Origin of the sequence: Myxococcus sp. CA039A, assembly GCF_013336645.1 — a bacterium.
Lineage (GTDB): Bacteria > Myxococcota > Myxococcia > Myxococcales > Myxococcaceae > Myxococcus > Myxococcus llanfairpwllgwyngyllgogerychwyrndrobwllllantysiliogogogochensis.
This window is the reverse complement of the sequence record NZ_JABUMQ010000154.1, coordinates 1-25,331: the sequence shown is the minus strand read 5'-3', so window position 1 is coordinate 25,331 and position 25,331 is coordinate 1. Positions and strand designations below refer to the sequence as shown.

Sequence of the window (25,331 nt, the reverse complement as noted above, 5' to 3'; positions counted from 1 at the left end):
CCACCACCCCCACGCCCAGCACCGTCCACGGAATCCACGCCGACCATCGGCGCCGATAACGGATGACCTCGTCCTCCGTGAACAGCTCCAGGTCCAGCTCGGCCTTCTCGCCGGGCAGCAATGGCTGACGTTTCTCCGTCGGCAGATACCCATCCTTGAAGGCGACGATGCTGTGCACACCGGGCCGGATGAGCGCCTGATATCTCCCAGGCGCCGTGAACAGCGCCTGCCCGTTCAACGTCACGACGGCGCCCTCCTGGTCACACCGCACGTCCACCCACGCAAGCTGCTTCTCGAGCAGTGCGTTGTAGGAGCGGGCGTGCTCGTATCTGCCGGCATCGAGCGGCTCGGGTCCATGGCCCATCGCCGCCTTCAGGTGCTTGTGGACCTCGATGGGCTGGTCGAGGTTCATCAACGCCAGCGCCAGGTTGTAGTGAATCGCCGGGTGGTTCCAATGCCGCAAGGCCCGGCGGTAGTTCCGACTCGCCTCGACGAAGACCGACTCTCGCAGGCGCTCATTCCCCTCGAAGAAGAGCGCCTGGGCGGCCTGCTGCTCATCCCGGGGCACGCCCAGGGCCCAGGGGCGGTCTCCGCCCACGTCCAACGGCTTGTCCACACGCTGCGCCATGGAAGCGCTCGCGCATAGACACATCAACACCACGGCCAGCCCGCGTCCACGCGAGCCGCCTCTCTGAATGGCTGTCATGGGTGCCTTACCTCAGGGTTTCGATGAAGGAACTTCCGAGCGTGGATTGGATGCGCAACGTCCGCTCCTGCTCGCGTTGGAGCAGTCGTTCCGCCTCCGCGCGCGCGAGTCGCGCCTGCTGAGCGCTCTGCTCGGCCCCGCGCAGCGCCTGGTTCGCGAGGTACTGAGCCCATCGCGCCCGCTGCACGGCCTTGACCAGCTCGGCGTTCTTCTTCAACAGCTCGTCGTTGGTCGATTCGACCTGGGCGTTGGCCTCGAGCGCGCGAAGCTCCGCTTCCTGGCGGTCCAGTTCCTTGGCCTGGACCTCCGCCAGTCGCTCCTCGGCCTCCGCCGCGGAACGCTTCGCCAGGAACTCCGCGTTTCGAGCCGAGGCCTCCGCGCGCAACGCGATGATGGCCTGGTGCTCCGCCTCCTGTTTCGCCTCGCGGATGAACACCAGCGCCACCGCCGCCGCCGCGAACAACAGCGTCACCAACGTCGCCGCGCCAACGACGAACCCGCGTTTGAGGCGAGCCATCCGAGTCGCCTGCGCCAACACCGCGTCCAGGAACGCCCGCTGCAACAGCGGCAGCTCTCCCCGATTTCGCCGCTGGAATCTCCGAGCCTCGTCCGCCATCTCGCCGCGCCAGAGCAGTCCGCTGTCCCGAGCCTTTGCCTGCCATTGTCGGGCCGCGTTTCGCAGTTGCTCCAGGAACGCCGAGTCCTCCTGGCCCTCCTCGAGCCACCTGCGCAGCGTGGGCCAGCCGGAGATGAGTGACTCGTGGACCAGCTCCACCGACGCGCCCGTGGCCTTGTTCCCCGTCTGGATGACGAGCAGTCGCGCCTGGACCAGGCTGTCGATGAGCCGCTGAAGCTCCTCCGCGTCCAGGGTCAGCTCTCGCAGCTCCTCCAACGAGACAATCGCGCGCGTGCGCTCGGACGTGACGAGCCGCAGGAAGATTGCCCGGGCCAGGGCCCGCTCCTGCGATGACATGCCCGCGAGCACGCTGTCCGCATGCGTGGCCAGCGCCCCCGCGATTCCGCCGAGCTGCTGGAAGGCGCTCTCCGTCAACATCCGGCGCGACGGGTCTCTCGCCTCCCACAGCCGGGTGGCCGCGAACTGGAGCAAGGGCAGGGCGCCGGGTGTCGTCTCCAGGTGCTGGAGCATCTCGGTCACCATCTCAGGGGACTCGAAGCGATAGCCCGCCATCTCCGCGGGCTGCACGAGTGCGTCACGCAGGCCGTCCTTCTGGGGCGCCGCCAGGAAGAACAACCCTGGAGACAGCTCCGCCATGAAGCGCTCGTCCTCCGATACCCGGTCCAGGAAGTCGGAGCGCAACGAGAGGACGACGCGGATGGGAGAGGTGGCGTCGTCGGCGATTCCAGACAGGCAGGCCGTGAAGGCGCGACGCTCCCGCGCATCGGGCACCAGCGTGTAGAGCTCCTCGAACTGGTCGATGAACAACACGATGCGCCGGCGCTCGCGTCGGGCGCGGGCTCGCAGGACGGCTCCCACGTAGCCTGGCTCCAGTCGCAGGTGCGCGGTGATCTGCTGCTGCTTCCGGAGGTCTTCCTCCAGCGTGGGCGACGACGTGACGAGCGGAGCCACCATGCTGGCCAGCGCCCCGAGCGGATCTCTCCCCGGGCGGATGATGAGCGACTCCCAGGGGATGCCGGTCCGCTTGAGCACCGGCACCAGTCCCGCGCGAACGAAGGACGACTTGCCCGCACCCGATGGGCCGACGACCGCGAGCAGGGGCTGGTCCTGGAGCCGGTTGACGAGCGCGGCGGTCTCCCGTGCGCGGCCGAAGAACCGCGCCGAGTCCGCCTCCTGGAACGAGCCGAGGCCCGCATAGGGACTCTCGTCGAGCCCCGCCTCGTGGACGAACCGACCGGGGAGGAATGGCTCCAGGGCCCGCAGCACCGCGAGTGCATCCGGGAAGCGCTGCTCCTTGTGCTTGAGCAGGCACCGGTCGACGACGGAGGCGAGCTCCACGGGGACATCCGGAACCACGGCCCGGAGGGTCGGCATGGGCTCGTTGAGCAGCGCGGTGACCATCAACTGGGGACCCCGCAGGGGCTCCAGCGGATGGCGGCCCGCCAGCATCCGGAACAGCATGATGCCGACAGCCCAGATGTCGGTGCGGTGGTCGACGGGGATGCCGTTGCCCCACTGCTCGGGGGACATGTACGCCAGCGTTCCGAGCAGCGCGCCCTGGCGCGTCAGGTGAAGCGACTCATTCCGGGTCCCCGGAACAGGTAGCAGTCGCAGTCCCTCCAGGAGCGCGCGCGGGTCCGTCTCGCCGCGGTGCTCATCGCCCTGGAGCACCTTCGCGATGCCGAAGTCCAGCACCTTGATGGTGCCGGAGTCCGTCACGATGATGTTCTCCGGCTTGAGGTCCCGGTGGACGATCTTGTGCGTGTGCGCGCAGGAGAGGGCGCGGAGGACGGGCGACATCAGCTCCACGGCGCGCGAGGGCGGCAGGCGCGGGCTGCTCTTGAGGAGCTTGTCGAGCGGCTGGCCCTGCAGGTACTCCAGCACCATGTACGGGCTGCCGTTGGCTTCACCGACTTCGTAGATGATGACGATGTTCTCGTGGCTGCACCGGGCGGTGGTGCGGGCCTCGAGGATGAAGCGGCGGGCGAACTGCGCGTCCTGCGTGTGCAGCAGCTTGATGGCGACGCGGCGGCCGAGCCGGGTGTCGCGCGCCAGGAAGACGGTCCCCATGCCTCCGCTGCCGAGCTGTCGAATCAGCTCGTAGTGCTGGATGCGAGTGCCCGGGCCAAAGGCTCCGAGGCTTCCGGGCAGTGGGGCATGGGGATGGGGCGCACTGCGGGCGGATGAAGAGGGTTCTGGCTTCATAGGGGTACTCGGTGAGGCAGGGGGGCCTCGGGAAAGCGCGAGCGGCCCATCGCCCCCGCGAAGGGTGCGGGCCGTGCTTCAGCGAATCTCGATGAGGGCTGGTCCGACAGGGACGAGACCGCAACCGGGTCCCTGTTCGCGGGGAGACTGATGCCAGCCGTTGACGAGAGCTCTAGAAGGGGAGGACGGACTTTCCGGAGAAAGCTCTCGTTGCCAATCTTGAGCACACTTGCCTGCTTGCCTATGTGAACGCGAGGGCAGGGCTGTGTCGTGTGAGCGGCGCTTGGGCGTGCGCGTGCGCCCCGGGCGGAAACAGGCCTCGGGACGGGAGGTGGGGTGGGGTATCGACTGCGCGACACCTTGTCATGCCCGCCTGCTACGGTGAGGGAATGACACGTTGGCTCGTGCCCGTCCTGGTGTTGGTGGGCGCGGCGATGATGACGGCGCTGGGGCACCTCTCGTTCAACGCGGCCCTCTTCGTGCCGTTGCTGGCGCTGGGGGGAGGGCTGCTGCTGCTTGTGACGCTGGTCCTCGCGGTGCTGCCCGCACGGAGGTCGGTGAACTTCGTCACCCTGGCCTACCTGCTGGGCGGCGTCGCGCTCGCGGGCGCGGGCATGGTGCGCGGGATGTCCTGGCGATTTGATCGAGTCGAGGAGGAGTTCGCCCCGCTCATCGCGGCGCTGGACGCCTATCACGCCGAGAAGGGGCAGTACCCCGAGGCGGTGGCGGAGCTGATTCCAGCGCACCTGTCGAAGGCGCCGTCGTGCGAGCTGGAGAGCGAACCCGCGGTGAGGCAGGGACTCTCGGATGGCGGCTATTACCGCAAGGGACCAGACGACTACGGCATCACCTGCTACACCATCGTCTTCTGGAAGTACTCGTACAACCCCGTGAAGAAGTATTGGTACGGCTGGGATTGAAGGAGCGCCCGGGTCCGAGGTCCGGGCGCCCCAGGCGGGTCAGAAACCCACGCGCGTCATCGTGAAGGGCTGTGAGCCATTGACGCCCTTCTGGAGGACGATGCCGGTGATCTTCCCCGTGAAGAGGCTGCGCTGGATCTGGCTGATGGAATAGACGTCACGCGTCTCCCCAGCCAGGTCCCTGAAGGCGATGAACGAGCCGATGGCGGGGTTGTTGGGGAGCGCGTAGAAGCTGGCGGTCTCCGTGTTGCAGCCCAGCACGGGGCAGGTGCGGCTCACCGTGCGCACGTAGCTGCCCTCCACGCGGTCGGCGTACTCAGTGCCGGTCAGCGTCATCGTGAGCAGTTCCTCCGGCGCCGCGAGGGGCCACGTGCGGGAGTAGGTGCCCACCAGCCCCGCCAGACTGTCAGGTGACTCGTAGACGGCGGCCTCGACGGTGCCGGTGTCCTCGGGGCGCTGCACTCCTGCCTCCGTGCTCTCCAGGCCTCCACATCCCGCGAGCAGCGCCAAGCCGATGACCATGCCATGCCGAAGGTGTCCCATGTCGCGCGTTGCCTTCCCGGGCCGCACGTGTGCGGCGAATCCGTGAGTTGAGGGTTGATTCAGTCTTCAGATAAGTCGCCGCGCGTGACGCCGTCAAGCACCGTGCGTGGAGTCTCGTGGGCGGGGGGCGTGACGCCTCCGTTACTGATGCAGCGCGTTGATGTGTCACGGGATTCCATCGGTCACGCCAAAAGGCCACGCCAACGGAACTGACAATCCAAGACGTGAGGGAATAGAGGCGTTCCACGATTGACCGCGAGTGGTTGTCAGGTGCGAGTCTGCATATGGCCGTACCCAGACACGCAATTCCAAAGAGGAGCAATCATGACGCCAGTCCGAGGTGCAGCGCCGAGGTTCATGGGGTGGGGGCTGTTGGTCATTCCGTTGCTGTGGTCGTGTGGGTCGGCGACGGGGGACGCCGGAGGACCGTCGGCCTCACCGCCGGCGGGGGAGTCCGCGCGAGGCGTGGTGTCATGGGAGGAGTACCAGCGCAGCGCCCGGCAGGTGGTGGATGGCAAGGAGCACTACATCGTCGAGTGGGACCTGGGTGTGTCGCTGGAGGCGCTCCGTGAGCGTTATGACCGGTATGTGAAGGCGGAGGACTCGGGGGAGCGAGGAGCCCCGGAGCCGCTGGGGACTCGGACGTCACCGCTCATCGTCAACACGGTGGGTGGGTTGGACGACATCTGGCCCTGGGCTTCACGTTTCAACCTGCGCTACTGCGTGAGCAATGCGTTTGGCACGAACAAGGCGCGCATGGTCAATGAGATGGCGAACGCGGCGGCGACCTGGCGGTTCGTCGCGGACGTCCAGTTCATCTATGACGCGAGCCAGGATGCGAACTGCACCAATGCCAACCTCGCGGTGACGTTCTCCGTGCAGCCTTGGACGGGCAGCGGCGCGTGTGCCTTCTTCCCCTCCGGAGGTGGCTGTGTGGCGCGCACGCTGGTCATCAACATCGCCGGACTGGACCCCGCGCCGCCCAGTTCGCCCAACGTGACGACGGCCACGGTGCTCATCCACGAGCTGGGGCACATCCTGGGTTTCCGTCATGAGCACACGCGGAACCCCAGTCCCTGCTTCGAGGACAACAACTGGCGCGCCCTTACGCTCTATGACGTCAACTCGACGATGCACTATCCCTGGTGCAACGGCGTGACGACCTCCACGCTCAACATCACCTATCCGGACGCCGCGGGCGCCGCCCTCCTCTACGGCTGGCATACGAACGCCAACGTGGACCGCTCCGTGCCCGCGACGCACACCCACAACGTGTCGGTGACGGCCCAGGTGGCCCAATCGTTCTACTTCCCCATCGACGTGCAGACGAACTTCGCGGAGGGCTGTTTCGCCGCGGGGGCGGCGCCGACGGCCGCGCACATTCGCGTGGGCAATGGCTTCGCCGGCGCCGTGGCGGGAGTCGCTACGTCTGTCTTCAACACGGGAGTCCAGTGCAGCCCCTTCGGCGCGGCCTACACCTGGTACCGGGCCACCTTCGCGGGGGTGTCCATGCCGGCCCTGAGCACCTATACGGTTGCCTTTGGCACGGGGACCCAGCCGCTCACCATCGCCGTCGACAACAACAATCCCTACAGCGGCGGGACCCTGTGGGACTCCGTCGGTGGCGGGCGGTTCTATGCCACGGCGGACGGGCGAATCCGCGTGGGCCGCCTCGGGCCTCCCTGACCTGAGCGCCACGACCTTCCAGGAGCGGGGCGGCCAGGACAACCCGGCCGTCCCGCGCTGGCCCGTCACTCCCAGCGCACGACCAGCTTGCCCACCGAGTCGTTGCGCGCCATGCGCTCCAATCCCTGACGCAGCTCCGCCTTGGGCAGCACCGCGTCCACCACGGCTCGCAACGCGCCGGAGCGGAACAGGGGAAGCAGGTGGCGCTCCGCGCTCTGCGCCAGGGCCATCTTCTCCTCCATGGGGCGACTGCGCAGCACCGTGCCCGTCATGGTGAGACGTTTGGTCAACAGCAGCCCCAGGTTCAGGTCCGTGTGCATCCCGGCCACCAGCCCCACCAGCATCATCCGCCCCCGAGGGGCCAGGGCCTGGAGCGACTCCGGGACGTAGTCTCCTCCCACCAGGTCCAGGCACAGGTCCGCGCCCCGGCCTCCGGTCTCCTCGCGCACGGCGTCCGCGAAGCTGGGGGGCGAGGATTCGCACAGCACCGTGCGCGCCACGCCCCACTCGGAGGCTCGCGCCAGCTTGGCCGCGTTGCGTCCCGTGCCCACCACGCGCGCACCCATGGCCTGGCACAGCAGCGCCGCCGCGGAACCCACGCCGCTGGCCACCGCGTGTACGAGCACCGTCTCGCCGGGCTTCAAGCCTCCCTGGAGCACCAGCGCGTCGTACGCGGTGAGGTAGGCCTCGGGCAGCGCCGCCGCGTCCGCGAAGTCCATCCCCTCTGGCATCGGCAGGGCCTCGCGCTCGTACGTGAGCAGTTGCTGCGCCCAGGCGCCGCCTCCCACCAGTCCCATCACCCGGTCGCCCACCTTGAAGCGGCGCATGCGAGGACCCACGGCCTCCACCTCGCCCGCGTACTCGAGGCCGGGCACGTCAGGGGGCACGTCCGGCGGGGCGGGGTAGAGCCCGCGAATCTGGAGCAGGTCCGCGCGGTTCAGGGCGGTGGCCCGGACGCGCACCCGCAGCTCGCCGGGGCCGGGCGTGGGCTCGGGGCGCTCCTCCTCCGCGAGCACTTCGGGGCCACCGGGTTCGGTGATTCGCATGACCTTCATGGCGCGGACCTCCCTCTCGAACGAGCGGGCACGAAACGTCCTGGCTCGCGAGAGCGTCAAGGCTTATCTAAGGACAGGTCCATCATGAGCACTGCCCCCTGTCCCATCTGTAAGAAGCCCTCCCCTCCGCGGTCGGAGAACCCAGCCTTTCCGTTCTGTTCCCGGCGTTGCCGCGCCGTGGACCTGGGCCGGTGGTTGGGGGAGGAGTACCGCATGCCCGATCGCCAGGCCGAGCAGTCGGAGGATGAGCTGCCATCCGGCAGCCACCCCGACCGCCAGGGCGAGGATGCGTGAGCGGCTTCGTCGACCTGCACTGTCACCTGCTGCCGGCCGTGGATGATGGCGCGCGCACGCTGGAGGATGCGCTGGAGATGGCGCGCGTCCTGGTCGACCTGGGCTTCTCCACCGTGGCGCCGAGCCCCCACGCCCGCCCCGAGTACGCGCCCGTCGACGTCGTGGAGGCCCGGCTCGCCGAGCTGACGGCGGCCCTGGCGCGGGAGCGAATCCCGCTGGTGCTCGGCCGCAACGCGGAGAACATCCTGGATGACGCCTTCTTGCGCGGCCTGGGAACGCCCTCGGCGCGCATGCTGGGGACGGGCCGTGTGACGCTGGTGGAGCTGCCCTACACCGCGCCCGTCCCGGCGCTCCTGGACATCCTCTTCCGCATCCGCACGAAGGGGGTGGTGCCGCTCATCGCCCATCCCGAGCGGTGCCGGGAGTTCGAGCGCAAGGGGCGCGCGGCCGACGCCGTTCGTTCGGGCGCCCACCTCCAACTCGACGTGGGCGCGCTCATCGGCCGCTATGGCGCGACGGCGAAGAAGCTGGCCCGGGCCTTCCTGGACGACGGCCTCTATTCCGTGGCCGCCACGGACCTCCACGGCCCCGTCGGGGCCCGGGATTGGCTCGGTCGGGCACTGGAGGAACTCAAGGGCAGGGCAGGGGAGGAGGCATTCGGCCGCCTCCTCCGGGGCAACCCGTCTCGCCTTCTGGTGGGAGAGTCGCTGGAGTCCGGCCAGGACTGACGGTATACCCGGCCGCCGTGAAACGCGCCGTCAAGCTCACAGCCAGTCTGCTGGTCACCGTCCTCTTCCTGTGGTGGGCCTTTCGGGACACCGATTGGGGCACCCAACTCGCCAGCCTGAAGTCGGCCAACTACGTCTGGTTGGTGCCGTACTTCGGTTGCCTCCTCGCCATCCACGTGTTCCGCACGCTGCGATGGGGGAGCCTGCTGTCGGGCATGGAGCGCATCCCCTTCCGCAAGCTGAACGAGGCGTCCGGCATCGGCTTCATGATGCTGCTGGTGCTGCCGTTCCGCCTGGGGGAGTTCGCCCGGCCCTTCCTCATCGCCCAGCGCAGCTCCATCCGCCGCAGCGCGGCGATGACGTCCGTGGTGCTGGAGCGAATCGTCGACGGCCTCTTCGTCGCCTCGTCGATGCGCGTGCTGCTCTTCTTCGTCCCGAACGAGACGCCCGAGGTCCGCTACGTCAAGCTGGGCTCGTGGCTGATGTTCGCCGTGTTCGGCGGGGGGCTGCTCTTCCTCCTCGTCGGGCTGTGGCAGCAGGAGCGCACCGTGCGCCTGGTGCGCGCGACGGTGGGCCGCCTCGCTCCGGGCCTGGCCGACAAGGTGGCGGACATCGTCGACACCTTCGTGGGCGCCATGCGGCAGCTGCCGGACGCGAAGCAGGTGGTCTACTTCTTCCTCTTCACGTTGGGCTACTGGGGCCTGAACGGCTTCGGGATGATGCTGCTGGCGAACGCCTTCGACTGTTCGGGCGTGGCGGCCGGCACCGCGTGTCAGCCCTTGGAGCTGTCGCTCTTCCAGGCCTACGTGGTGCTGTGCGTGCTGGTGGTGGGAGTGATGATTCCGGCGGCGCCGGGCATGGTCGGGACGTTCCAGGCGGCCTGCAAGGTGGGCCTGAGTCTCTTCCTTCCCGCCTCCGTGGTGAATGCCAGCGGGCTGGCCTACGCGAACGTGATGTGGTTCGCGCAGACGGCGCAGACGGTGGGCTTCGGCATCCTCCTCATGTCGCTGGGCCACCTGTCCTTCAAGGACATCGCGGGCAAGCTGGAGAAGGAAGGCGAAGCCGCGGCTCCCACGACGTGAGCCCCGCGAGGTCCTCGCGGGAGTGCGCCCTGGACTTGTTCAGGGCGCCGACGGGTCGATGTTCCGCTTGATGGTGCCGAAGGGCGTGTCGACCTGGTGCTCGCTGCGGCCCTCGTCGGCGTAGCCGTCCGGCGCGCACCAGGCCTTGGCGGTGTCCCGGATGGAGACGACGGGGGTGTCCACCGCGACGCGCTCCTTCGACGTCGCCTTGGAGACGAGCTTGTCGTCGCGCATCAGCACGCAGCGGTCCTCGCCGTAGTACCAGGCGGTGGACTTGTCGGGGAACTCCTGGGCCCGGGTGGGACCTTCGCCCATGGCATCTACGACTTCCCGCGCCGTCATGCCGGGGTAGAGCTTCTGGAAGCCACCGGTGGTGGAACAGCCGGAGGCGGCGACGGCGAGGGTGGCGGTCAGGATGAGAGAGCGCATGGGGTGCGGGGCTCCTGCGAAAGGATGCCGCCAGCCTAGCCCGCGCGTGTCGCCAGCCTCCAGACAGGGGCCGGGTGTGTCGGTCCTACAACTCCTGGTCCAACCAGCGAATGATGGCGTCGCGGATGGAGGTGGGGCGCTCGGAGGCCGGACGAGCGCGCGGGCCACGCGCCGTCTCCGCGTCATGGAGCCGCGCGGGCGACAGGTGCTCGCGCGTGCGGGGCGGCATTCCGTGCTGCATGAAGGCCCGACGCGTCACGACTGGCCTTCTTCCTTCGCGGGGCCTCGGCCGTACTTGCCGAGCAGGTCCTCCACCGCCTCGCGGAGGTACTCGCTCTGGTGGATGCGGGTCCGCCGCGCCAGCTCGCGCAGCTTCTGGACCTGCTCCTCCGGCACCAGGACGTGGGTGGAGACGATGTCGGCCTCGGGCCCACGTGCGTCCACGGAGACCTCGGCTGCGGCCGGGGACACGGGAAGCTCGGGGCTCAGGGGGCTGGCGTTTCCATCTTGCATCGGGGGTTCCTCCTGGCGTGGCTGCTACAGGCCGCTACCGACCTGTCCTGGCATTAGGAGGGCGCTCCGGGGACTCGTCAACAAAACGGCCCGGACCACGCGGGGTGGAAGTGACACCTTTGTTATCCGTTTTCTCAAATTAGTGTGGTAATTCGCGGACTTCTCACCTGGAGCGAACTGATGAACATTCGTCGTGTGTGCGTCGCCGCTGCCGCTGTCTTTTCGTTCTCCGCTGGCGCCGAGGGAGTTCGGGAGTCCGTGTCGCTGGTGCAGGCGGACGAGTCCGCCGCGTCGCTGGCGAAGGTATGTCCCGCGGTGCCGCTGTCGTTGACGGCCATCAACGCGTCGTCGCTGGAGCCGGCGCGGGTGGCTTGGAATGCCGGCTCCAACAGTGGTGCCTGGCATTATCTGGACACCATCAATGCCTACATCACCCCGCAGTGCCCCGCGACTCCGGTGACCATCCAGGCGGTGCTGGCCAAGGTGGCGGACCTGAACCAGGGCCTTCCGTTCCCCGAGGACGGCATCTTCACCAACCGCGCGGGCCTGTCCCAGAGCATCTTCCTGAGCTCGAACTACTACGGCAATGGCCTCGCGGTGCTGGCGGCCATTGATGCCTACGCGGGCGGTGGGGAAATCCAGGCATGGATTGCCACGCAGGAAGTGCCCTGCCACAACTGCCACGAGTTCTACCAGTATGCCGTGCTGTACTACCCGGCCAGTCGCAAGGTCGTCGTGCTGCAGGGCTACACGGGTTACGACTCCTGAGCTGAAGGTCGTGAGGCGTCGGCCCTGGGTTCGGGCCGGCGCTGCTTTCCGAGGGTGTATCAATCCGACAGCGACTCGGTGCTCGCGCGGGTGTGACGGGATTGGCATGTCTCGTGGCCGGATGGTCGCGTTCTTGTTTATTCCCTGCGTCAACCGCCTGGAGCGGACTGATGAGGCTTTGCAACCTGTTGCTGTTGGTTGCGTGTCTGGTTGTATGGGGCCTGTCGGGCCTGCCGCTGTTCATCTCCGTGGAGACCTTCACGGGGACGGCCACGAGCTACACGGTGTGTATCCGCGCTTCTTCGACTTCCGTGGCTCGAATGCGGTACCAGGACTCCCCGACGTTCACGGAGGGTATCGCGACGAACCGGGCGGGGCTTGCGCAGAGCCTCCTGCTGTCGTCGAACGACTCCGGTGACGGGGCGGCACTGCTGGCGGCGATTGATGCCTACGCCGGGGGTGGCGAGGTCCAGGCGTGGCTCGCGACGCAGGAGGTCCCCTGCCACAACTGCCACGCGTTCAACCTACCCGGCGACGCGCACGGTCGTCGTGCGGCGGGGGTCCACGGGTTACGAGCCTGAGCCGCTCCGGCGTGGGGCTGGCCCCTTGGGGAGTCCCAGTGCCACGAAAAAAGAAAAGCCCCGGAATCACTCAGAAAGTGACTCCGGGGCAGTGGCCAGGGTCGGACTTGAACCGACTACCTGCGGATTATGAGACCGCCGCTCTAACCAGGTGAGCTACCTGGCCGTGAAGTGAGGGCCCGTATATCGGGAGCGTCGCGTCACCGCAAGAACTTCGAAGCGACCAGGCGACCAGGATGTTGCCTCCGTCGGGCTTCAGAGCGCGGGGCGGGTACAGGGCCCTTCCGGAAGTGGACCTCTGTGCCGGACCGGGAGTCCTTTCCTCCCTGGTGGCATGAGGAACAGAGGACCTTGCCGCGCCTGGGGCCTGAGCAGCCCGGCCGTACTCGTGGTGTTGGGTCCTTGCCTTCCCGGAGATAAAGCTGGGGACCCGCGCGGCGGGGGCCGCGGAGCGGTCAATCCGCGCTGCTACTCCATGGATTTCGGAAGCAATGGCGCGGAGGGGCGCATGACGCGGCACCGGGGCATGGTGTTGCTGCTGGTGTTTCTGGGAACAGGCTCGGCGACCCCGCGCGTCGTGCGCCTGGAAACGGGCGAGGGGCCCGCCCTCGTTTACACGCCACCTACGAAGTTGGCGTGTGCCTACGGAGGCTGGTGCCAACGCAAGAAGAAGCCTCAGGCTCAAGCCTTGGCAGCAGGTGGTCTGTTTCGATGAGGCTCCCAACCAGTTGATTGGAGAAGCGCGCACGCCCCCGCCGGCCATGCCTGGCAAGCCCGCCGTTACGACGCTGAACACGGTGGAGATTGAAATCAGCGTGCTCACCCGCCAAGGCCTGGACAGGCGAATTGGCACCAAGGCCACCTTGAAACGGGAGGTAGCCCGCGTCCGCTGCTGCCTGAACCCTTCAAAATCTCTGTGCCGAGGTACTCGCCGAGGGTGGCTGACTCAGCAGGTCAGCGGATGATGGTGCCAAGTCAGCTCAAGCAGGCCGATTTGCTCATCAATGCTGCCGCGGCACACGGCGGAGCAGGGACAAAATGGCGGGCGGACCTGCCCGACTTGCGGAGTTGGGATTGAGGTGCCACCCCGCTTTGGGAAGCCCCGAGACTGCTACAACAGCCACCCAGAAGCGCCCTGGAATATTCGGTTCAAGCACCTGAGAGGTTCTGGAGCAACCTGGCGGGAACGAGCACCTGCAAGGTCAAGACGTTGCCAGAAATGAGAGGAGGGGCTGATGGAAGATCCCCATCAACCCCCCTCTGGTAATCGGAAACGAGGGACGCCCAGATGCGACAGCTGGCGTCAAACGACTGACTACTAGCGCGCCTTCGGGCCGCCGCGGACGTGGAGCTTGATCTTCATGTCGTGCCTCCTTTCAAGTTGAACGCTACGTGTACTCGAAACTGGATGTCAAATCGAACCAAGGAACAATAGTTCCTTCAGATGTGTGGCGCATTGCGGCGATGCGGGCGAAGCCCCGCGTCGCATCGATGTGCACGTATTCAGCCAATGGGAGCCTGAATCAAAAGCAGTGGCCGAGGTGTTGACAGGGCGCGACCATCAAGGCGACTTTGGTTCGCGGACCCCGGCATATCCCTTCGAGCGGACCCTTCGTTCCCTGAACTACGAGTCGGACACTCGCCTCGTGTTTGTCGCTCTGATGGTGGTGTGCGCCGGCGGGCTCATGACCTGGTCGCTGTTCGCCAAGGTCCCGCTCGTCGAGGTCAGCTCACAGGCCCGGATCGAGCCACACAACGCCGTCCATCGCATCGAGCCGCCCAGCGCGGAAGGGTCGTGCTCTCGCTGCCCAACCTCGACCAGGAGGTCAAGGAGGGCGACCTTCTCATCGAGTTCGACGCACAGGCCGAGCGCCTCGCGCTCGAGAGGAGCAAGGCGACGCTCGCCGCGACCGAGAAGGAGCTCGCCGTCATCCGCCAGCAGAGCGCCAACGAGCGCGAAGAGGCGGCTTTGACGGCAGGGGTGGACGAGGTCGCGGTCAAGGAGGCGCTGTGGAAACGGGAGGTGGCCCGGTGGGCGCGAACGCGCAACAAGGAGGGCGCCCGCGTCCGCTGGCGTTTCACTCCAGACCGCGCCCGCACCAGGCTTCGGCGAGCGGACCCCCAGGCCCAGGCAGCAGTGGCCGCTGCTGCCTGAACCCTTCAAAACCTCCGTGCCGAGGGTGGCTGACTCAGCAGGTCGGAGGATGATGGTGCCAAGTCAGCTCAAGCAGGCCGATTTGCTCATCAATGCTGCCGCGGCACACGGCGGAGCAGGGAGAAAATGGCGGGCGAGCCTGCCCAACTTGCGGAGTTGGGATTGAGGTGCCGCCCCACTTTGGGAAGCCCCGAGACTGCTACAACAGCCACTCAGGCGCGCCCTGGTATATTCGGTTCAAGCACCTGGGAGGTTCTGGAGCAACCTGGCGGGAACGAGCACCTGCAAGGTCAAGACGTTGCCAGAAATGAGAGAAGGGGCTGATGGAAGCTCCCCATCAACCCCTCCTCTGGTATCGAAAACGAGGGACGCCCAGCTTCGACAGCAGGCGTCAAAACGACTGACTACGCGCGCGCCTTGGGGCCGCCGCGAACGTGGAGCTTGATCTTCATGTCGTGCCTCCTTTCTAGTCACACGCTACGTGTACTCGAAACTGGATGTCAAATCGAACCAAGGAACAGTAGTTTCTTCAGACGTGTGGCGCATTGCGGCGATGCGGGCGAAGTCCCGCGTCGCATCGATGTGCACATATTCAGCCAAGGGGAACGTGAATCACAAAGCAGTGGCCGAGGTGTTGACACGGCGCGACCATTAAGGCGACTTTGGTTCGCGGACCATGGCATATCCCTTCGAGCGGACCCTTCGTTCCCTGAGCTACGAGTCGGACACGCGCCTCGTGTTCGTCGCTCTGATGGTGTTGTGCGCTGGCGGGCTCATCGCCTGGTCGCTGTTCGCCAAGGTCCCGCTCGTCAAGGCCAGCTCACAGGCTCGGATCGAGCCACACAACGCCGTCCATCGCATTGAGCCGCCCAGCGCGGGCAGGGTCGTGCTCTCGATGCTCAAACTCGACCAGCAGGTCAAGGAAGGCGACCCTCTCATCGAGTTCGACGCACGGGCCGAGCGCCTCGAACTCGAGAGGAGCAAGGCGACGCTCGCCGCGACCGAGAAGGAACTCGCCATCATCCGCCAGCAGATCACCAACAAGCGCGAAGAGGCGGCTTTGACGGCACGGGTGGACGAGGTCGCGGTCAAGGAAGTGCTGGGGAGGGCGCAGGAGCTCGTGCCCAGGCACCGGCTCGCGGTGGAACGCGCGGAGCTGGCCATCAAGAGCCCGACGGGCGCGGTCTCGGAGATGGAGAAGCTCGAACGCAAGACCGATGTCGACGCGCTCAGCTTCGCGCAGACGGCGCAGGGCCTGGCGCTCACCCGACTGCAGCGCGAGCAGAACGTGCGCCGTCAAGCCCTCGCCGCGCAGCTGCTCGGACTCGAGCGCGAGGAGCTGGGCGCCGAGGGGCGGATCCGGGAGCTCCGGGGCGCCATCGACCGTCTTGAGTACCAGATTGAGCGGAAGCTGTATCGGGCGCCGGCCACGGGCCACCTGGTCGACGTGGCGGAGCTCGGCTCGGGAGCATTCATCGCCGATGGGCAGCGGGTCGGAACCATCGTCGCGAGCAATGCCGAGGTGCGGGTGCGCGCCCGTTTCCCGAAGGAGGTCGTCGGATTGATTCAGCCCGGCCAGACGGCGCGCCTCAAGCTCGACGGCTACCCGAACACCATCTACGGGACGGTCCCCGCCAGGGTGACGGCCGTCGGGACCGAGCCCGGCCAGACCGCCACGCCCGAGGCCATCCCCGGTACGGTGCGCGTCGAGCTCAAGTTCGCCCCGCCGGACGATCCGCGCATCCAGCTCCGCCACGGCATGACCCTGGTGGTGGAGGTCGAGGTCGCGCGGGCGTCGCCTGTCGCGCTGCTGATGCGGGCGCTCGGCGAATGGAATCCGCAGCCTGAAGAACCGCCCGTGACCGTGTTTCAGCCCGAAGCCGAGGCCCGCTGACCATGACTGCTCCCAGGGTCCGGCGCTCGATCATTCCCGAGGTGATCCAGATCTCGGCGACGGACTGCGGTCCCGCTTCGCTCAAGAGCCTGTTCGCGGGAATGGGCGTCGAGCTCAACTATCGCGTCCTTCGCGAAGTGTGTCAGACGGACGTCGACGGCACCTCGATCGTCACCTTGGATGAAGTCGCGAACCAACTCGGGCTCGACTCCGAGGAGGTGATGCTTCCGCTCGATCACGTGGTGGTCCCTGAAGCCAAGGCGCTCCCCGCCATCATCGTCACGCTCAGCGCGGGAGGACGGCCGCACTTCGTCGTGCTGTGGAAGCGCGTCGGCCCATTCATCCAGGTCATGGACCCGGCGGCGGGCCGTCACTGGACCCGGATTTCGACGCTGCAGAGCCACCTGTACCAGCACACCACGTCCGTTCCGGCGGCCGGCTGGCGCGAATGGGCCGGGTCCGAGGAGGCGGTCGCGACGTTCGAGCGCCGCCTGCTGGACCTGGGTGCGACGCAGGCGCGGGAGCTGGTTGCCCGGGCGCTCGAGGACCCCGGGTATCTGTCGATCGCCAGGCTCGACGCCGCGTGCCGGGCGTCCGAAGCGATGATCCGCGCGGGCGCTGTCCGTCGAGGTCGGACGGCGGCGGGTCTGCTGCAATCCATGATTGCGAAGGACGCTTCCGGCGAAGTGCCCATTCCCGCTGCCTATTGGTCCGCTCGCCCCAACCCCGAGGTGGAGGGCGAGGTGTCGATAACCGGCGCGGTGCTGATGCGGGTTCGCGGTTGGCGCGAGGCTTCGAGCGCGGGCGAAGACGCGCCGAAAGCCGTGCTCGCGAGCAGCCTGGCGACGGAGCTCGTCGCCAAACAGGTGAGCCCGGCGCGAACGCTGCTCCGCCTGCGAGGCGAAGATTCGTGGGTCGTTCCGGGCCTGATTGCGGTGGGACTGGTGTTCGCCACCTTCGGGCGGATCCTGCAAGCGCTGATGCTCCGGGGCGTGCTCGACCTGGGGCGCGACCTCGGCACGTTCGCGCAACGCGCGACGGGCATGGCCGTTCTCGCGGGCGTCGCGCTCTGCTTCATGGTCATCCAGATCCCCATTTCATTGGGATTGCTCGGCATCGGCCGCCGGCTCGAGGTGCGGCTGCGGAAGGCGTATTTCGAGAAGCTCCCCGAGATGGAGGACCGCTATTTCCAGAGCCGGCTCGCCTCCGACATGGCGTCTCGCACGCACAACATCCAGGCGATGCGGTCGCTGCCGCAGCTGCTCGCGCAGGCCGTCATCCTGTCGCTCGAGGTCGCGAGCATCACCGCCGCGCTCATCTGGGCCGCACCGTATGCATGGCACATCGTGCTCGCGCTCGCGGCGGTCACGCTGATCGTGCCCCTGGTCGCGCAGAAGCTGCTTTTCGAGCCCGACCTGCGCGTGCAGATGCACTCAGGCGCGCTCAGTGGATTCACCCTGAACGCGCTCGTCGGGCTCACGCCCATCCGGATCCACGGCGCCGAGCGGTCGCTGCGCCGCGCGCAGGAGACCTTGCTCGTCAGCTGGACCAAGGCGCGCTATTGGATCCAGACGCTGTCGGTCGGGTTCGAAGGCGGGCTGATGCTGGGGAGCTACGGCCTCGTCATGCTGCTTGTCTATTCGTACCTCGCGGGCACCGAGCGGGCATCGCTGGTGTTGTTGGTCGTCTATTGGGCGCTGCGGTTCCCCATCCTCGGCCAGCGGCTGATGGTGCTGAGCCGCGCGTTCCCGAATGCGATGAACCGGGTTCGCCGGCTCCTCGACATCATCGGCGACATCAAGGAGACGCCAGCCCGGCCCGAGGCACCAGTGCAGGAGCCTGTCGCGCCCGCGGACGCCGCGAGCGGCGTTTCGATCGTGATGGAGAAGGTCCGCGTGAAAGGCGGCGGTCACACCATCCTCGACAAGGTTTCCTTGAACATCGCCCCCGGCGAGCACGTGGCCGTGGTCGGTGTCTCTGGAGCAGGCAAGTCGACGCTGGTCGGCCTCTTGCTCGGCTGGCTCCGGCCGGCGCGTGGCGAGATCAAGGTCGACGGGCAGGTGCTCGATCAGGCCGCTGTCGAGCGGCTGCGGCGCACCACGGCCTGGGTGGATCCGGCGATCAGTCTCTGGAACCAGAGCCTCATCGACAACCTCCGGTATGGCAACGATGGCGCGCACGGCTGGGCACTGTCTGGGGCGCTCAAGGGCGCCGAGATGCTCGACATCCTCGAGGCGCTTCCAGACGGGCTGCAGACGTCGTTGGGCGAAGGCGGAGGGCTGGTCTCGGGAGGCCAGGGTCAGCGCGTGCGCCTGGCGCGCGCGATGCTTCGCTCCGGCGTGCGCCTGGCCATCCTCGACGAGCCCTTTCGCGGTCTCGATCGCGACCGGCGCGCGCGGCTCCTCGCTGAGTCCCGGCGGCTCTGGGCGGGCATCACGCTCCTCTGTGTCACCCACGACGTCGAGCACACCCAGGAGTTCGATCGCGTGCTCGTGGTCGAGAACGGTCGGATCCTCGAGAACGGGCCGCCGAAGGTGCTGCTCGCGAACAAGGAGTCGCGGTACTCCGTGCTCCTTCGCGCCGACCAGGAGAATCGCACGCTGCTCTGGGGCGGTGGGCACTGGCGCCATTGGTGGCTTTCGGGCGGCCAACTGGTGGAGAGGCCGGCGCCGAAGCCCGTGGAGACGCCGGTCGCGGAGCCCGCCGCGGGCGGCTTGGAGCTGGTGGGATGACGCGCTCGAACTCCGACCTGTTGTGGCCGGTCGAGCGACTGCCCGACGCGCTGGAGCAACTGGCGCAGAGGCAAGGCTATGGCAGGGCCGCGGGTGAGATCGCTCCGCCCGCGGCGGCCGTCGAGCCGAGCCGGGTCTGGATGTTCGCGCTCGGAGATCGACTCGGCGTGGAGCTCGAGCCAATCACGCCGCTCTACAGCGAGCTGCCCGACGTCCTCGAACGCGCCGCGCCCTGCATCCTCCAGGTCCGGCGAGACGGCGTCCCGTCCTATCTGGTGCTGCTGGGGACGCGGCGCGGGAAGCTGCGCCTGCTCGCGCGCGACGCCACGGCGGTTTCGGTCCCGACGAAGAGCGCGCTCGCGCTCCTGCGCGAAGAGCAGGAAGCCACCGTCGCCGAGGTGGACCAGCTGCTCGGCGGCGTGGAGATGTCGCCCCGTGCGCGCGAGCACGCCCGCTCCCAGATGCTGCTGCAGCGGCTCGGCCAGGCGCAGCTGCGCACCGGCTGGATCATGCGCCCCAGGCGCACCGCGAGCCGGCGGACGCTGCTCGGCGACATCCCGTCGCTCGTCGCCGGCATCCTCGTGAGCCACACGCTCCTCTCGCTGGTGCTGGCCGCCTCGTTCTGGTTGCTCGGTCGCGCCGCGCTCCAGGCCCACCTCGAGACCGGCTGGTTCCTGGGGTGGATCGCCGTGATCGCGTGCGCGATTCCGCTGCGCATGCTCGAGGTGTGGTGGCAGGGCGTGTTCTCGATCCGGCTCGGAACGCTGCTCAAGCAGCAGCTCCTCGCGGGAACCCTCAAGCTGACCCCCGACGAGGTGCGGCTCGACGGCATCGGCCGCCATTTCGGCCGCGTCGCCGAGGCCGAGGTCGTCGAGCAGCTCGCGGTCGGCGGCGCCCTGCTCGCGGTGTTGTCGCTCGTCGACCTGGTCCTGGCGGGGGTCATCCTCGTGCTCGGGGCGGGAGGGTGGCTCCAGGCGATGGTGCTCGTCCTCTGGGTCGTGGTCGCGTTCGTCCTCGCGCGCCGCCACTACGGCGTCCAGCGGGCGTGGTCGGGCGCGCGCGTCGAGATCACCCACGACCTGCTCGAGCGCATGCTCGGTCATCGAACGCGGCTGGCGCAGCTCCCACTTGAGCGCTGGCATGATGGCGAAGACGTCCGCTTGAGCTCCTACTCCGAGATCTCGAAGGTCATGGACCGCCGGACCATGCAGCTGACCGCGCTCCTGCGCGACGGCTGGTTGGTGCTCGCCCTGCTGACCTTGCTGCCGACGTTCAGCAGCGGTACGGCCAATGCCAGCGCGCTGGCGGTGGCCGTGGGCGGCATCTTGCTCGCGCTGCGAGCCTTCGACGAGGTCTCCGTCTTCTTCCAGCAGGTCTCCCAGGCGGCGGTGTCGTTCGAGCAGATCCGCGACTTGTTGCTCGCGGTGGGCCGCCCCGAGCTCGAATCGAAAGTCCCTCTCGAAATGGAGGGAGGCAAGCCCACCGACGCCGCCGGCGGAAACCTCATCGAGGCGCGGGGCGTGACCTTCCGGCACGACGCGCGCACCCGGCCGGTGCTCGAGAACTGCTCGTTCCAGATAGCGCAGGGCGACCGCATCCTGCTGGAGGGCCCATCGGGCGGTGGCAAGTCGACGCTGGTGTCGCTGCTCACGGGCATGAGGACGCCGCAGGGCGGGGTGATGCTGCTGCACGCGTTGGACCGCGCGACGTTCGGCTCCTCGGGCTGGCGCAAGCGCATCACCGCCGCGCCGCAGTTCCACGAGAACCACGTCCTGTCCGGCAGCTTCGCGTACAACCTCCTGCTCGGGCGCGAGTGGCCGACCTCGCCCGAGCTGCGGACCAAGGCCGCCGCGCTGTGCAAGGAGCTCGGGCTGGACGAACTGGTCGCCAAGATGCCCGCCGGCCTCGAGGAGATGATCGGCGAGACCGGCTGGCAACTCTCGCACGGCGAGAAGAGCAGGCTCTACATCGCGCGCACGCTGCTGCAGGGGGTCGAGCTGGTCATCCTCGACGAGAGCTTCGCCTCCCTCGACCCGGAGACCATGCGGGTCGCGCAGCGCTGCGTCCTCAACCACGCCAAAGCCCTCGTGGTCGTCAGTCACCCATGAGCCTTCGACTCACGCTCGCACTCCTCGCGACGACCTGCTCCGGTTGTGGGCTGATCCGTCCCGTCGTCGTCACACCGCCTCAGGCGCCAGGCAGCTACTCGACCTCCGTCGAGCCGAGCACCGAGCCGACCCCACCGTCCAGCGCACCCGAGGGTGGGGCTCCAAGCCCTCGGCCGCCGAAGGAGGAGGGCGCACCCTCGCGGCCCGCCGAGCACGTCGCCCAGGACGAGGTCTGGTGGTCGGCGTTCGCCGATCCGGCGCTCGACACGGCCATCCAGGAGTGCTTCGCCAACAGCCTGGTCCTGCACGACGTGCGGGATCTGATCTACGAGAACCAGCTCGACCCCAACGTGCCGCAAGGTTGGTGGTACCCGCTCCAGGTCGGCGTCCTCAACCCGGCGGGGCTGAGTCATGTGGTCGCCATCGTTCCGCCCGCGCCGGCAACCCGGGCCAGGTACAGCATCGCCACCGCCGATGTCGGCGTGAGGTACCAGGTCGACCTGTTCGGAAACCTCGCCGCGCAGCGGAGCGCGGGAATGAACTTCGCCGAGCAGCAGCGGCAGCTCACCGAGGCCCGCGTCCAGGACCTCGCGCAGCGGATCGCCCAGGTCTGGTTCGACATCCTCGAGGCCCGCGCGCTCCGGGACCTCACGCTGCGGCAGATCGACTACAACAAGGAGCTGCTGCGGCTGATTCAAGCTCGGTTCGACCAGCAACTCACGCCCCGGCTCGCGGTGCTGCAGCAGGAGCAGTTGCTGCTGAACCTCGAAGCGCAGGTGCCGCTGATCTCCGCCCGGAGCGCGCTCTTGAATTCGGAGCTGAAGGCGCTGCTGGGTCGGGTCCCCAATCCCGCGGACGACATCGTCCCCCTCGAGCGACAGCTCCCCGATCTCCCGCCTCCGCCCAGACTCGGAACGCCAGGAGACCTGAACGCGAACACGCCGGAGATGCGGCTCCAGGAGCTGCGCGTCGCCGAGGTCGAGCACCGCATCAACGCGAACCGGGCGAGCTGGCTTCCGACAATCGAACTGGTGGGCAGCGTGGGCGCCGCGAAGGTCGGCCTCTCGGAGCCGGTCCTCCACCAGTCCGTCGTTGGCGTGAACCTGACCTGGGCCTTTTTCGATGGAAGGCGATTCACCGAGCACATGCGCCTGCCGATCCAGCTCCACCGTCGCCACGTCCAATACCAGCTCGCGCTGAACACCGCGATCGGACGGGTGCAGGATGCCGTGGTCCAGGAGGAGACCGGGGCGACGAGCCTGCGCGCCCTGCGCGCGCAGGTCCAGCTCGGGCGGAAGCTCCTGGACGAGGCGAGGCGGCTCTTCGAGCAGGGGCGTTCGGACTACCTGACGGTGCTCTCCGCCCTGACGAACCTGGTCGGGCTGGAGCGCGCGAGTCTGCAAGCGCAACGGCTGCTGCTCAACCATCGCGTCGGGGTCTATCGTTCGCTCGGCGGCACCTGGTCGCGCGAAGTCACACTGAATCGGGAGTGAGAAGCCATGGCACAGCTACAAGCGGATGAGATTCTCTACATTCCCCATCGAAGGCGACTCACGCACGACCGGATCGACGCGGGGAATGGCCAGCAGGTCCTGCACCTCTTCTATGGCGAGGTGGAGCTCATCTTCGACGAGCCGGACATCGCGCCCGTGGGCGAGAAGCTGCTCCAGGTCGAGCAATTTCAAGCCTCCGACGCCATGGCGTGGTCGGACGGCTCGCCCCATTCCTGGGACACGATGCGGGACCTGCTCGAGGCATTGATCGAACAGGGGGTGTTGAAGCGGGTCTCGGATGCGCCCACGGGCCGCACCTCGGTGTCCTACCCTGAGCGGTTGGGTGAGGTGCCAGCCGGGCGTGAGCCGCTCACGTTCAGCGCCCACGACAATCGTTGCCCCGTGCTGACCGAACAGGCGTACGGACGGGCGTTGGAGCTGTCGAACCTCGAGGTGGTCGTACCGGTCTACCGCGTGGCGCATCCGGCGGTCGACGGTGACGGCCGGCAAGTGGGCGAGAACAACGTCGGACCGCGCACCTTGTTCCTCGATCTCCCCACCGTGCGCAAGCAGTGCCACTACGCGGGGAGCCGGTACCAGAACGAACTCCCGATGAACGTGACCGCGATGAAGGCCATGGCGCGTCAGTGGCCGGACCTGCTCTCGCTGACCGAGCAGTTCCGCAAGGCCTTCTTCGCGCGCATGCCGCCCCGGACCCCGGGCGTGCTCACCGCGGGCGAACTCCACATGATGGTCGTCTGCACGCTGGCGTCGGTCGGGTACGTGATGGTGCGGGGCACCCAGCCGGTGCCGAACGGAGAGCTCGACAGCGGGCTCGCGGCCATGTTCCGGCTGATCGACGGAGTTCGCCTGGTCACCAACGACCTGGTGCGCGACGCCCCCGAGCAGCCCGTCACCGTGCAAACGATCGTGGACTATGCCGAGCGTCACGCGGTCTTCAATGGTCCGCACGGCGTGTGCGCCGGGCCGCCGGCGCTGATCAATGAATACATGCAGGTGTTGATCGGCGCGGCCCCTGCACCGATTGAGGCCCAGCCCGACATCGCGGCGCGCCTCGGCGATCTCGACGCCGCGATCGATTACGGCCTGCTCGGGCAGCGCGTCGAAGCGGTGGTCCGCTTCCTCGGCGCGACCCAGGGGCTGCTCCACGAACGGCTCCGGGCGGCGTTCGCCGGACACCTCCCGCGCACCGCGCTGCAGGAGTTCGTGGAGGCGCCGATCGATGTCGCGCGTTACCCGTTGCTCCGGGACGACTTCCCACTCGCGGAGACCTACCAGCGCGAGATCAAGCTCAGCCGCTGGTTGTTCGCGCGCATCGGCGAGGCGTTCCCCGGCACGCCACAGGGCACCTCGCTGGACGACGTGGCGAAACTGGAGCCCGCCGAGCAGGACTCGAGCCGGCGGCGACTGGAGGAGCTCTTCGGGCACGGGCTGCCGGGAGACAAGGTCGTGGCGGAGTCCATCCGCGGCGAGCTCGCTGACGTCGCCGCCAGCGCGTTCGCCCTGGAGCGCCGATGCCTGCGCGTCGTCGAGCGCGAGCAAGCGATGCTGAACGAGCGGCTCCGGCGCCCGGATTCCCCCCTGACCGGCATGGACCTGGCTGTGTTCACGCGGCCGCGCAATGGCCCCCCGTTGGCGGAGACCCTCGCGCGCGGCCTGGGCGTCTCGGTCACCAGCGATTCTGGCTCGACCGTGCTGGGCTATGGTGAGAGCCGCCTCACGTTGAAGGACTAGAGGGTTCGATGCATCCAGAGCTTGTCCGCCGCTTCCACGAACCGATTCGAGATGAGGCCGCGCGCCGGTACGGCCTGTCGCCCGAGCAGCTCACCGAGCTCCAGGCCTTCGAGAACTTCGTCTACGAGGCGGAGAACGACGACGGCGATGGCCTTATCTTGCGCATCTCGCACAGTACGCGGCGAACGATCGACTACACGCAGGGGGAGGTCGAGTTCGTTCGCTATCTGGCCGCCGCGCGCATTCCAGTCGCATCGCCGATCCTCTCCGATTCGGGGCAGTTCGTGGAGCGGATCGAAGACCGCGAGCCCGGCAGCTACTTCGTCGTCACCGCGTTCGAGCGCGCGCCGGGCGTCGTCTTCGACGACGCGCCTCCGCTCAAGGAGCGCTACTGGAAGCCCCCCCTGTTCCGCGACATGGGCCGGCTGTTCGCGCGGCTCCACAACCGCGCAGAGAGCTACGCGCCTTCGAGCCCCAGGCTCAAGCGCCAGGAATGGCATGAGTACGACGTGGTCGACATCGACCGGTTCGCGCCCCCCGAGGAGAAGCTCGTTCGCGAGCGCACCGCGGCGATCATCGCGCGATTGAACCGGCTCCCGCGAACACCGGAGAGCTACGGGCTGATCCACGCCGATCTCCACATGCACAACTTCTGCTTCGCCGAAGGGAAGATCACCGCGTTCGACTTCGACAACTGCGAGTACGCGTGGTTCGTCAAGGACATCGCGGTCCTCCTCTTCTACATCGCGCGAGGCGAGGCTCGAGAGTCGCGCGACGAAGCGGTCGCTGCGTTCCTGGGGCCGTTCCTCGAAGGGTATCGGGAGCTCCGACGGATGGATCGCGAGTGGCTCGCGGCCGTGCCGGACCTGCTCGCGCTCCAGCGCTCGATGAATTACGCGCTGTTCCACCAGTATCGCGACCCGGCAGTGCTCGACGAAAGCACGCTCGACCGGTGGGGGCGGTTCCGGCGCGACATCGAAGCGGACACACCTGTCCTGCAGATTGATTTCACGAGCTTCTAGCGCGGGGCCCTGTTGAGGGGGAGGG

20 protein-coding genes, 1 tRNA gene and 1 pseudogene are annotated in these 25,331 nt (G+C 67.8%); 14 read left to right on the top strand and 8 right to left on the bottom strand.

Going from position 1 to position 25,331, the window contains the following annotated elements; all coding sequences use genetic code 11:
* Both HR086_RS24825 and HR086_RS24820 read right to left on the bottom strand, forming a co-directional pair.
* Positions 1-628, bottom strand: a pseudogene (locus HR086_RS24825) (hypothetical protein); the annotation flags it as partial.
* A gap of 85 nt (positions 629-713) precedes the next feature.
* The gene (locus tag HR086_RS24820; protein WP_174466828.1) at positions 714-3,548 is read right to left on the bottom strand and encodes a serine/threonine-protein kinase; all 2,835 of its coding nucleotides are present in this window, start codon (positions 3,546-3,548) and stop codon (positions 714-716) included.
* A 389-nt stretch (positions 3,549-3,937) separates the two neighbouring features.
* Between HR086_RS24820 and HR086_RS24815 the strand changes: the two genes are divergently transcribed.
* Positions 3,938-4,468, top strand: a complete 531-nt coding sequence (locus HR086_RS24815) for a hypothetical protein (RefSeq protein WP_174455589.1) — start codon at positions 3,938-3,940, stop codon at positions 4,466-4,468.
* A 39-nt stretch (positions 4,469-4,507) separates the two neighbouring features.
* Here HR086_RS24815 and HR086_RS24810 read toward each other — a convergent pair whose 3' ends face one another.
* A complete protein-coding gene (locus HR086_RS24810; RefSeq protein ID WP_174466827.1) occupies positions 4,508-5,011 on the bottom strand; it encodes a hypothetical protein in 504 nt (167 codons plus the stop codon).
* A 324-nt stretch (positions 5,012-5,335) separates the two neighbouring features.
* Between HR086_RS24810 and HR086_RS24805 the strand changes: the two genes are divergently transcribed.
* Positions 5,336-6,697, top strand: a complete 1,362-nt coding sequence (locus HR086_RS24805; protein ID WP_254626463.1) for a M57 family metalloprotease — start codon at positions 5,336-5,338, stop codon at positions 6,695-6,697.
* 65 nt (positions 6,698-6,762) lie between these two features.
* Here HR086_RS24805 and HR086_RS24800 read toward each other — a convergent pair whose 3' ends face one another.
* Positions 6,763-7,752: an NAD(P)H-quinone oxidoreductase gene (locus HR086_RS24800; RefSeq protein WP_174466826.1), complete on the bottom strand. Its 990-nt coding sequence runs from the start codon at positions 7,750-7,752 to the stop codon at positions 6,763-6,765.
* An 84-nt stretch (positions 7,753-7,836) separates the two neighbouring features.
* On the opposite strand from HR086_RS24800, the gene HR086_RS24795 reads away from it, so the two are divergent.
* From HR086_RS24795 to HR086_RS24785, 3 genes are read left to right on the top strand one after another with little or no spacing between them, the layout of a single operon-like run.
* Complete coding sequence (locus tag HR086_RS24795; RefSeq protein WP_174455586.1) at positions 7,837-8,046, top strand: DNA gyrase inhibitor YacG; 210 nt, start codon at positions 7,837-7,839, stop codon at positions 8,044-8,046.
* Positions 8,043-8,774, top strand: coding sequence for a CpsB/CapC family capsule biosynthesis tyrosine phosphatase (locus tag HR086_RS24790; RefSeq protein ID WP_174466825.1), 732 nt, complete (start codon positions 8,043-8,045; stop codon positions 8,772-8,774). Before HR086_RS24795 ends, HR086_RS24790 begins: the two co-directional genes overlap by 4 nt.
* 17 nt (positions 8,775-8,791) lie before the next feature.
* Positions 8,792-9,856, top strand: coding sequence for a lysylphosphatidylglycerol synthase transmembrane domain-containing protein (locus tag HR086_RS24785; protein ID WP_141645596.1), 1,065 nt, complete (start codon positions 8,792-8,794; stop codon positions 9,854-9,856).
* Between the two features lie 39 nt (positions 9,857-9,895).
* Here the strand turns inward: HR086_RS24785 and HR086_RS24780 are convergent, their stop codons facing one another.
* The 3 genes from HR086_RS24780 to HR086_RS24770 all read right to left on the bottom strand — a co-directional run bounded on the left by HR086_RS24780 (position 9,896) and on the right by HR086_RS24770 (position 10,798).
* Positions 9,896-10,285: a hypothetical protein gene (locus HR086_RS24780; RefSeq protein ID WP_141645597.1), complete on the bottom strand. Its 390-nt coding sequence runs from the start codon at positions 10,283-10,285 to the stop codon at positions 9,896-9,898.
* Between the two features lie 85 nt (positions 10,286-10,370).
* On the bottom strand, positions 10,371-10,544 hold the full coding sequence (locus tag HR086_RS24775; protein ID WP_174455571.1) for a hypothetical protein: 174 nt from the start codon (positions 10,542-10,544) through the stop codon (positions 10,371-10,373).
* The gene (locus tag HR086_RS24770) at positions 10,541-10,798 is read right to left on the bottom strand and encodes a ribbon-helix-helix domain-containing protein (protein ID WP_141645598.1); all 258 of its coding nucleotides are present in this window, start codon (positions 10,796-10,798) and stop codon (positions 10,541-10,543) included. The genes HR086_RS24775 and HR086_RS24770 overlap by 4 nt, the downstream gene beginning before the upstream one ends.
* 180 nt (positions 10,799-10,978) lie before the next feature.
* Here HR086_RS24770 and HR086_RS24765 point away from each other — a divergent pair, with 180 nt between their 5' ends.
* Together HR086_RS24765 and HR086_RS48700 are read left to right on the top strand one after the other, a co-directional pair.
* Complete coding sequence (locus tag HR086_RS24765; RefSeq protein ID WP_174455584.1) at positions 10,979-11,566, top strand: hypothetical protein; 588 nt, start codon at positions 10,979-10,981, stop codon at positions 11,564-11,566.
* 170 nt (positions 11,567-11,736) lie between these two features.
* A complete protein-coding gene (locus HR086_RS48700) occupies positions 11,737-12,147 on the top strand; it encodes a hypothetical protein (RefSeq protein ID WP_254614513.1) in 411 nt (136 codons plus the stop codon).
* A 92-nt stretch (positions 12,148-12,239) separates the two neighbouring features.
* Here HR086_RS48700 and HR086_RS24755 read toward each other — a convergent pair.
* Positions 12,240-12,313 (bottom strand) — tRNA-Ile (locus HR086_RS24755).
* Between the two features lie 1,629 nt (positions 12,314-13,942).
* On the opposite strand from HR086_RS24755, the gene HR086_RS48695 reads away from it, so the two are divergent.
* The 7 genes from HR086_RS48695 (at position 13,943) to HR086_RS24720 (ending at position 25,306) form a co-directional block, all read left to right on the top strand.
* Positions 13,943-14,302: a hypothetical protein gene (locus tag HR086_RS48695; RefSeq protein ID WP_254625129.1), complete on the top strand. Its 360-nt coding sequence runs from the start codon at positions 13,943-13,945 to the stop codon at positions 14,300-14,302.
* 676 nt (positions 14,303-14,978) lie between these two features.
* The gene (locus HR086_RS24745; RefSeq protein ID WP_141645601.1) at positions 14,979-16,196 is read left to right on the top strand and encodes an HlyD family secretion protein; all 1,218 of its coding nucleotides are present in this window, start codon (positions 14,979-14,981) and stop codon (positions 16,194-16,196) included.
* A gap of 2 nt (positions 16,197-16,198) precedes the next feature.
* Positions 16,199-18,928, top strand: a complete 2,730-nt coding sequence (locus tag HR086_RS24740; protein WP_174466824.1) for an ATP-binding cassette domain-containing protein — start codon at positions 16,199-16,201, stop codon at positions 18,926-18,928.
* Positions 18,925-21,036, top strand: a complete 2,112-nt coding sequence (locus HR086_RS24735) for an ABC transporter ATP-binding protein (RefSeq protein WP_174466823.1) — start codon at positions 18,925-18,927, stop codon at positions 21,034-21,036. The genes HR086_RS24740 and HR086_RS24735 overlap by 4 nt, the downstream gene beginning before the upstream one ends.
* Positions 21,033-22,529, top strand: coding sequence for a TolC family protein (locus HR086_RS24730; RefSeq protein WP_174466822.1), 1,497 nt, complete (start codon positions 21,033-21,035; stop codon positions 22,527-22,529). The genes HR086_RS24735 and HR086_RS24730 overlap by 4 nt, the downstream gene beginning before the upstream one ends.
* Positions 22,530-22,535: 6 nt before the next feature.
* Entirely contained in the window at positions 22,536-24,284 is a 1,749-nt protein-coding gene (locus HR086_RS24725) for a hypothetical protein (RefSeq protein WP_174466821.1), read from the top strand.
* An 8-nt stretch (positions 24,285-24,292) separates the two neighbouring features.
* The gene (locus HR086_RS24720; protein ID WP_174466820.1) at positions 24,293-25,306 is read left to right on the top strand and encodes a phosphotransferase enzyme family protein; all 1,014 of its coding nucleotides are present in this window, start codon (positions 24,293-24,295) and stop codon (positions 25,304-25,306) included.
* Positions 25,307-25,331 lie beyond the last annotated feature (25 nt).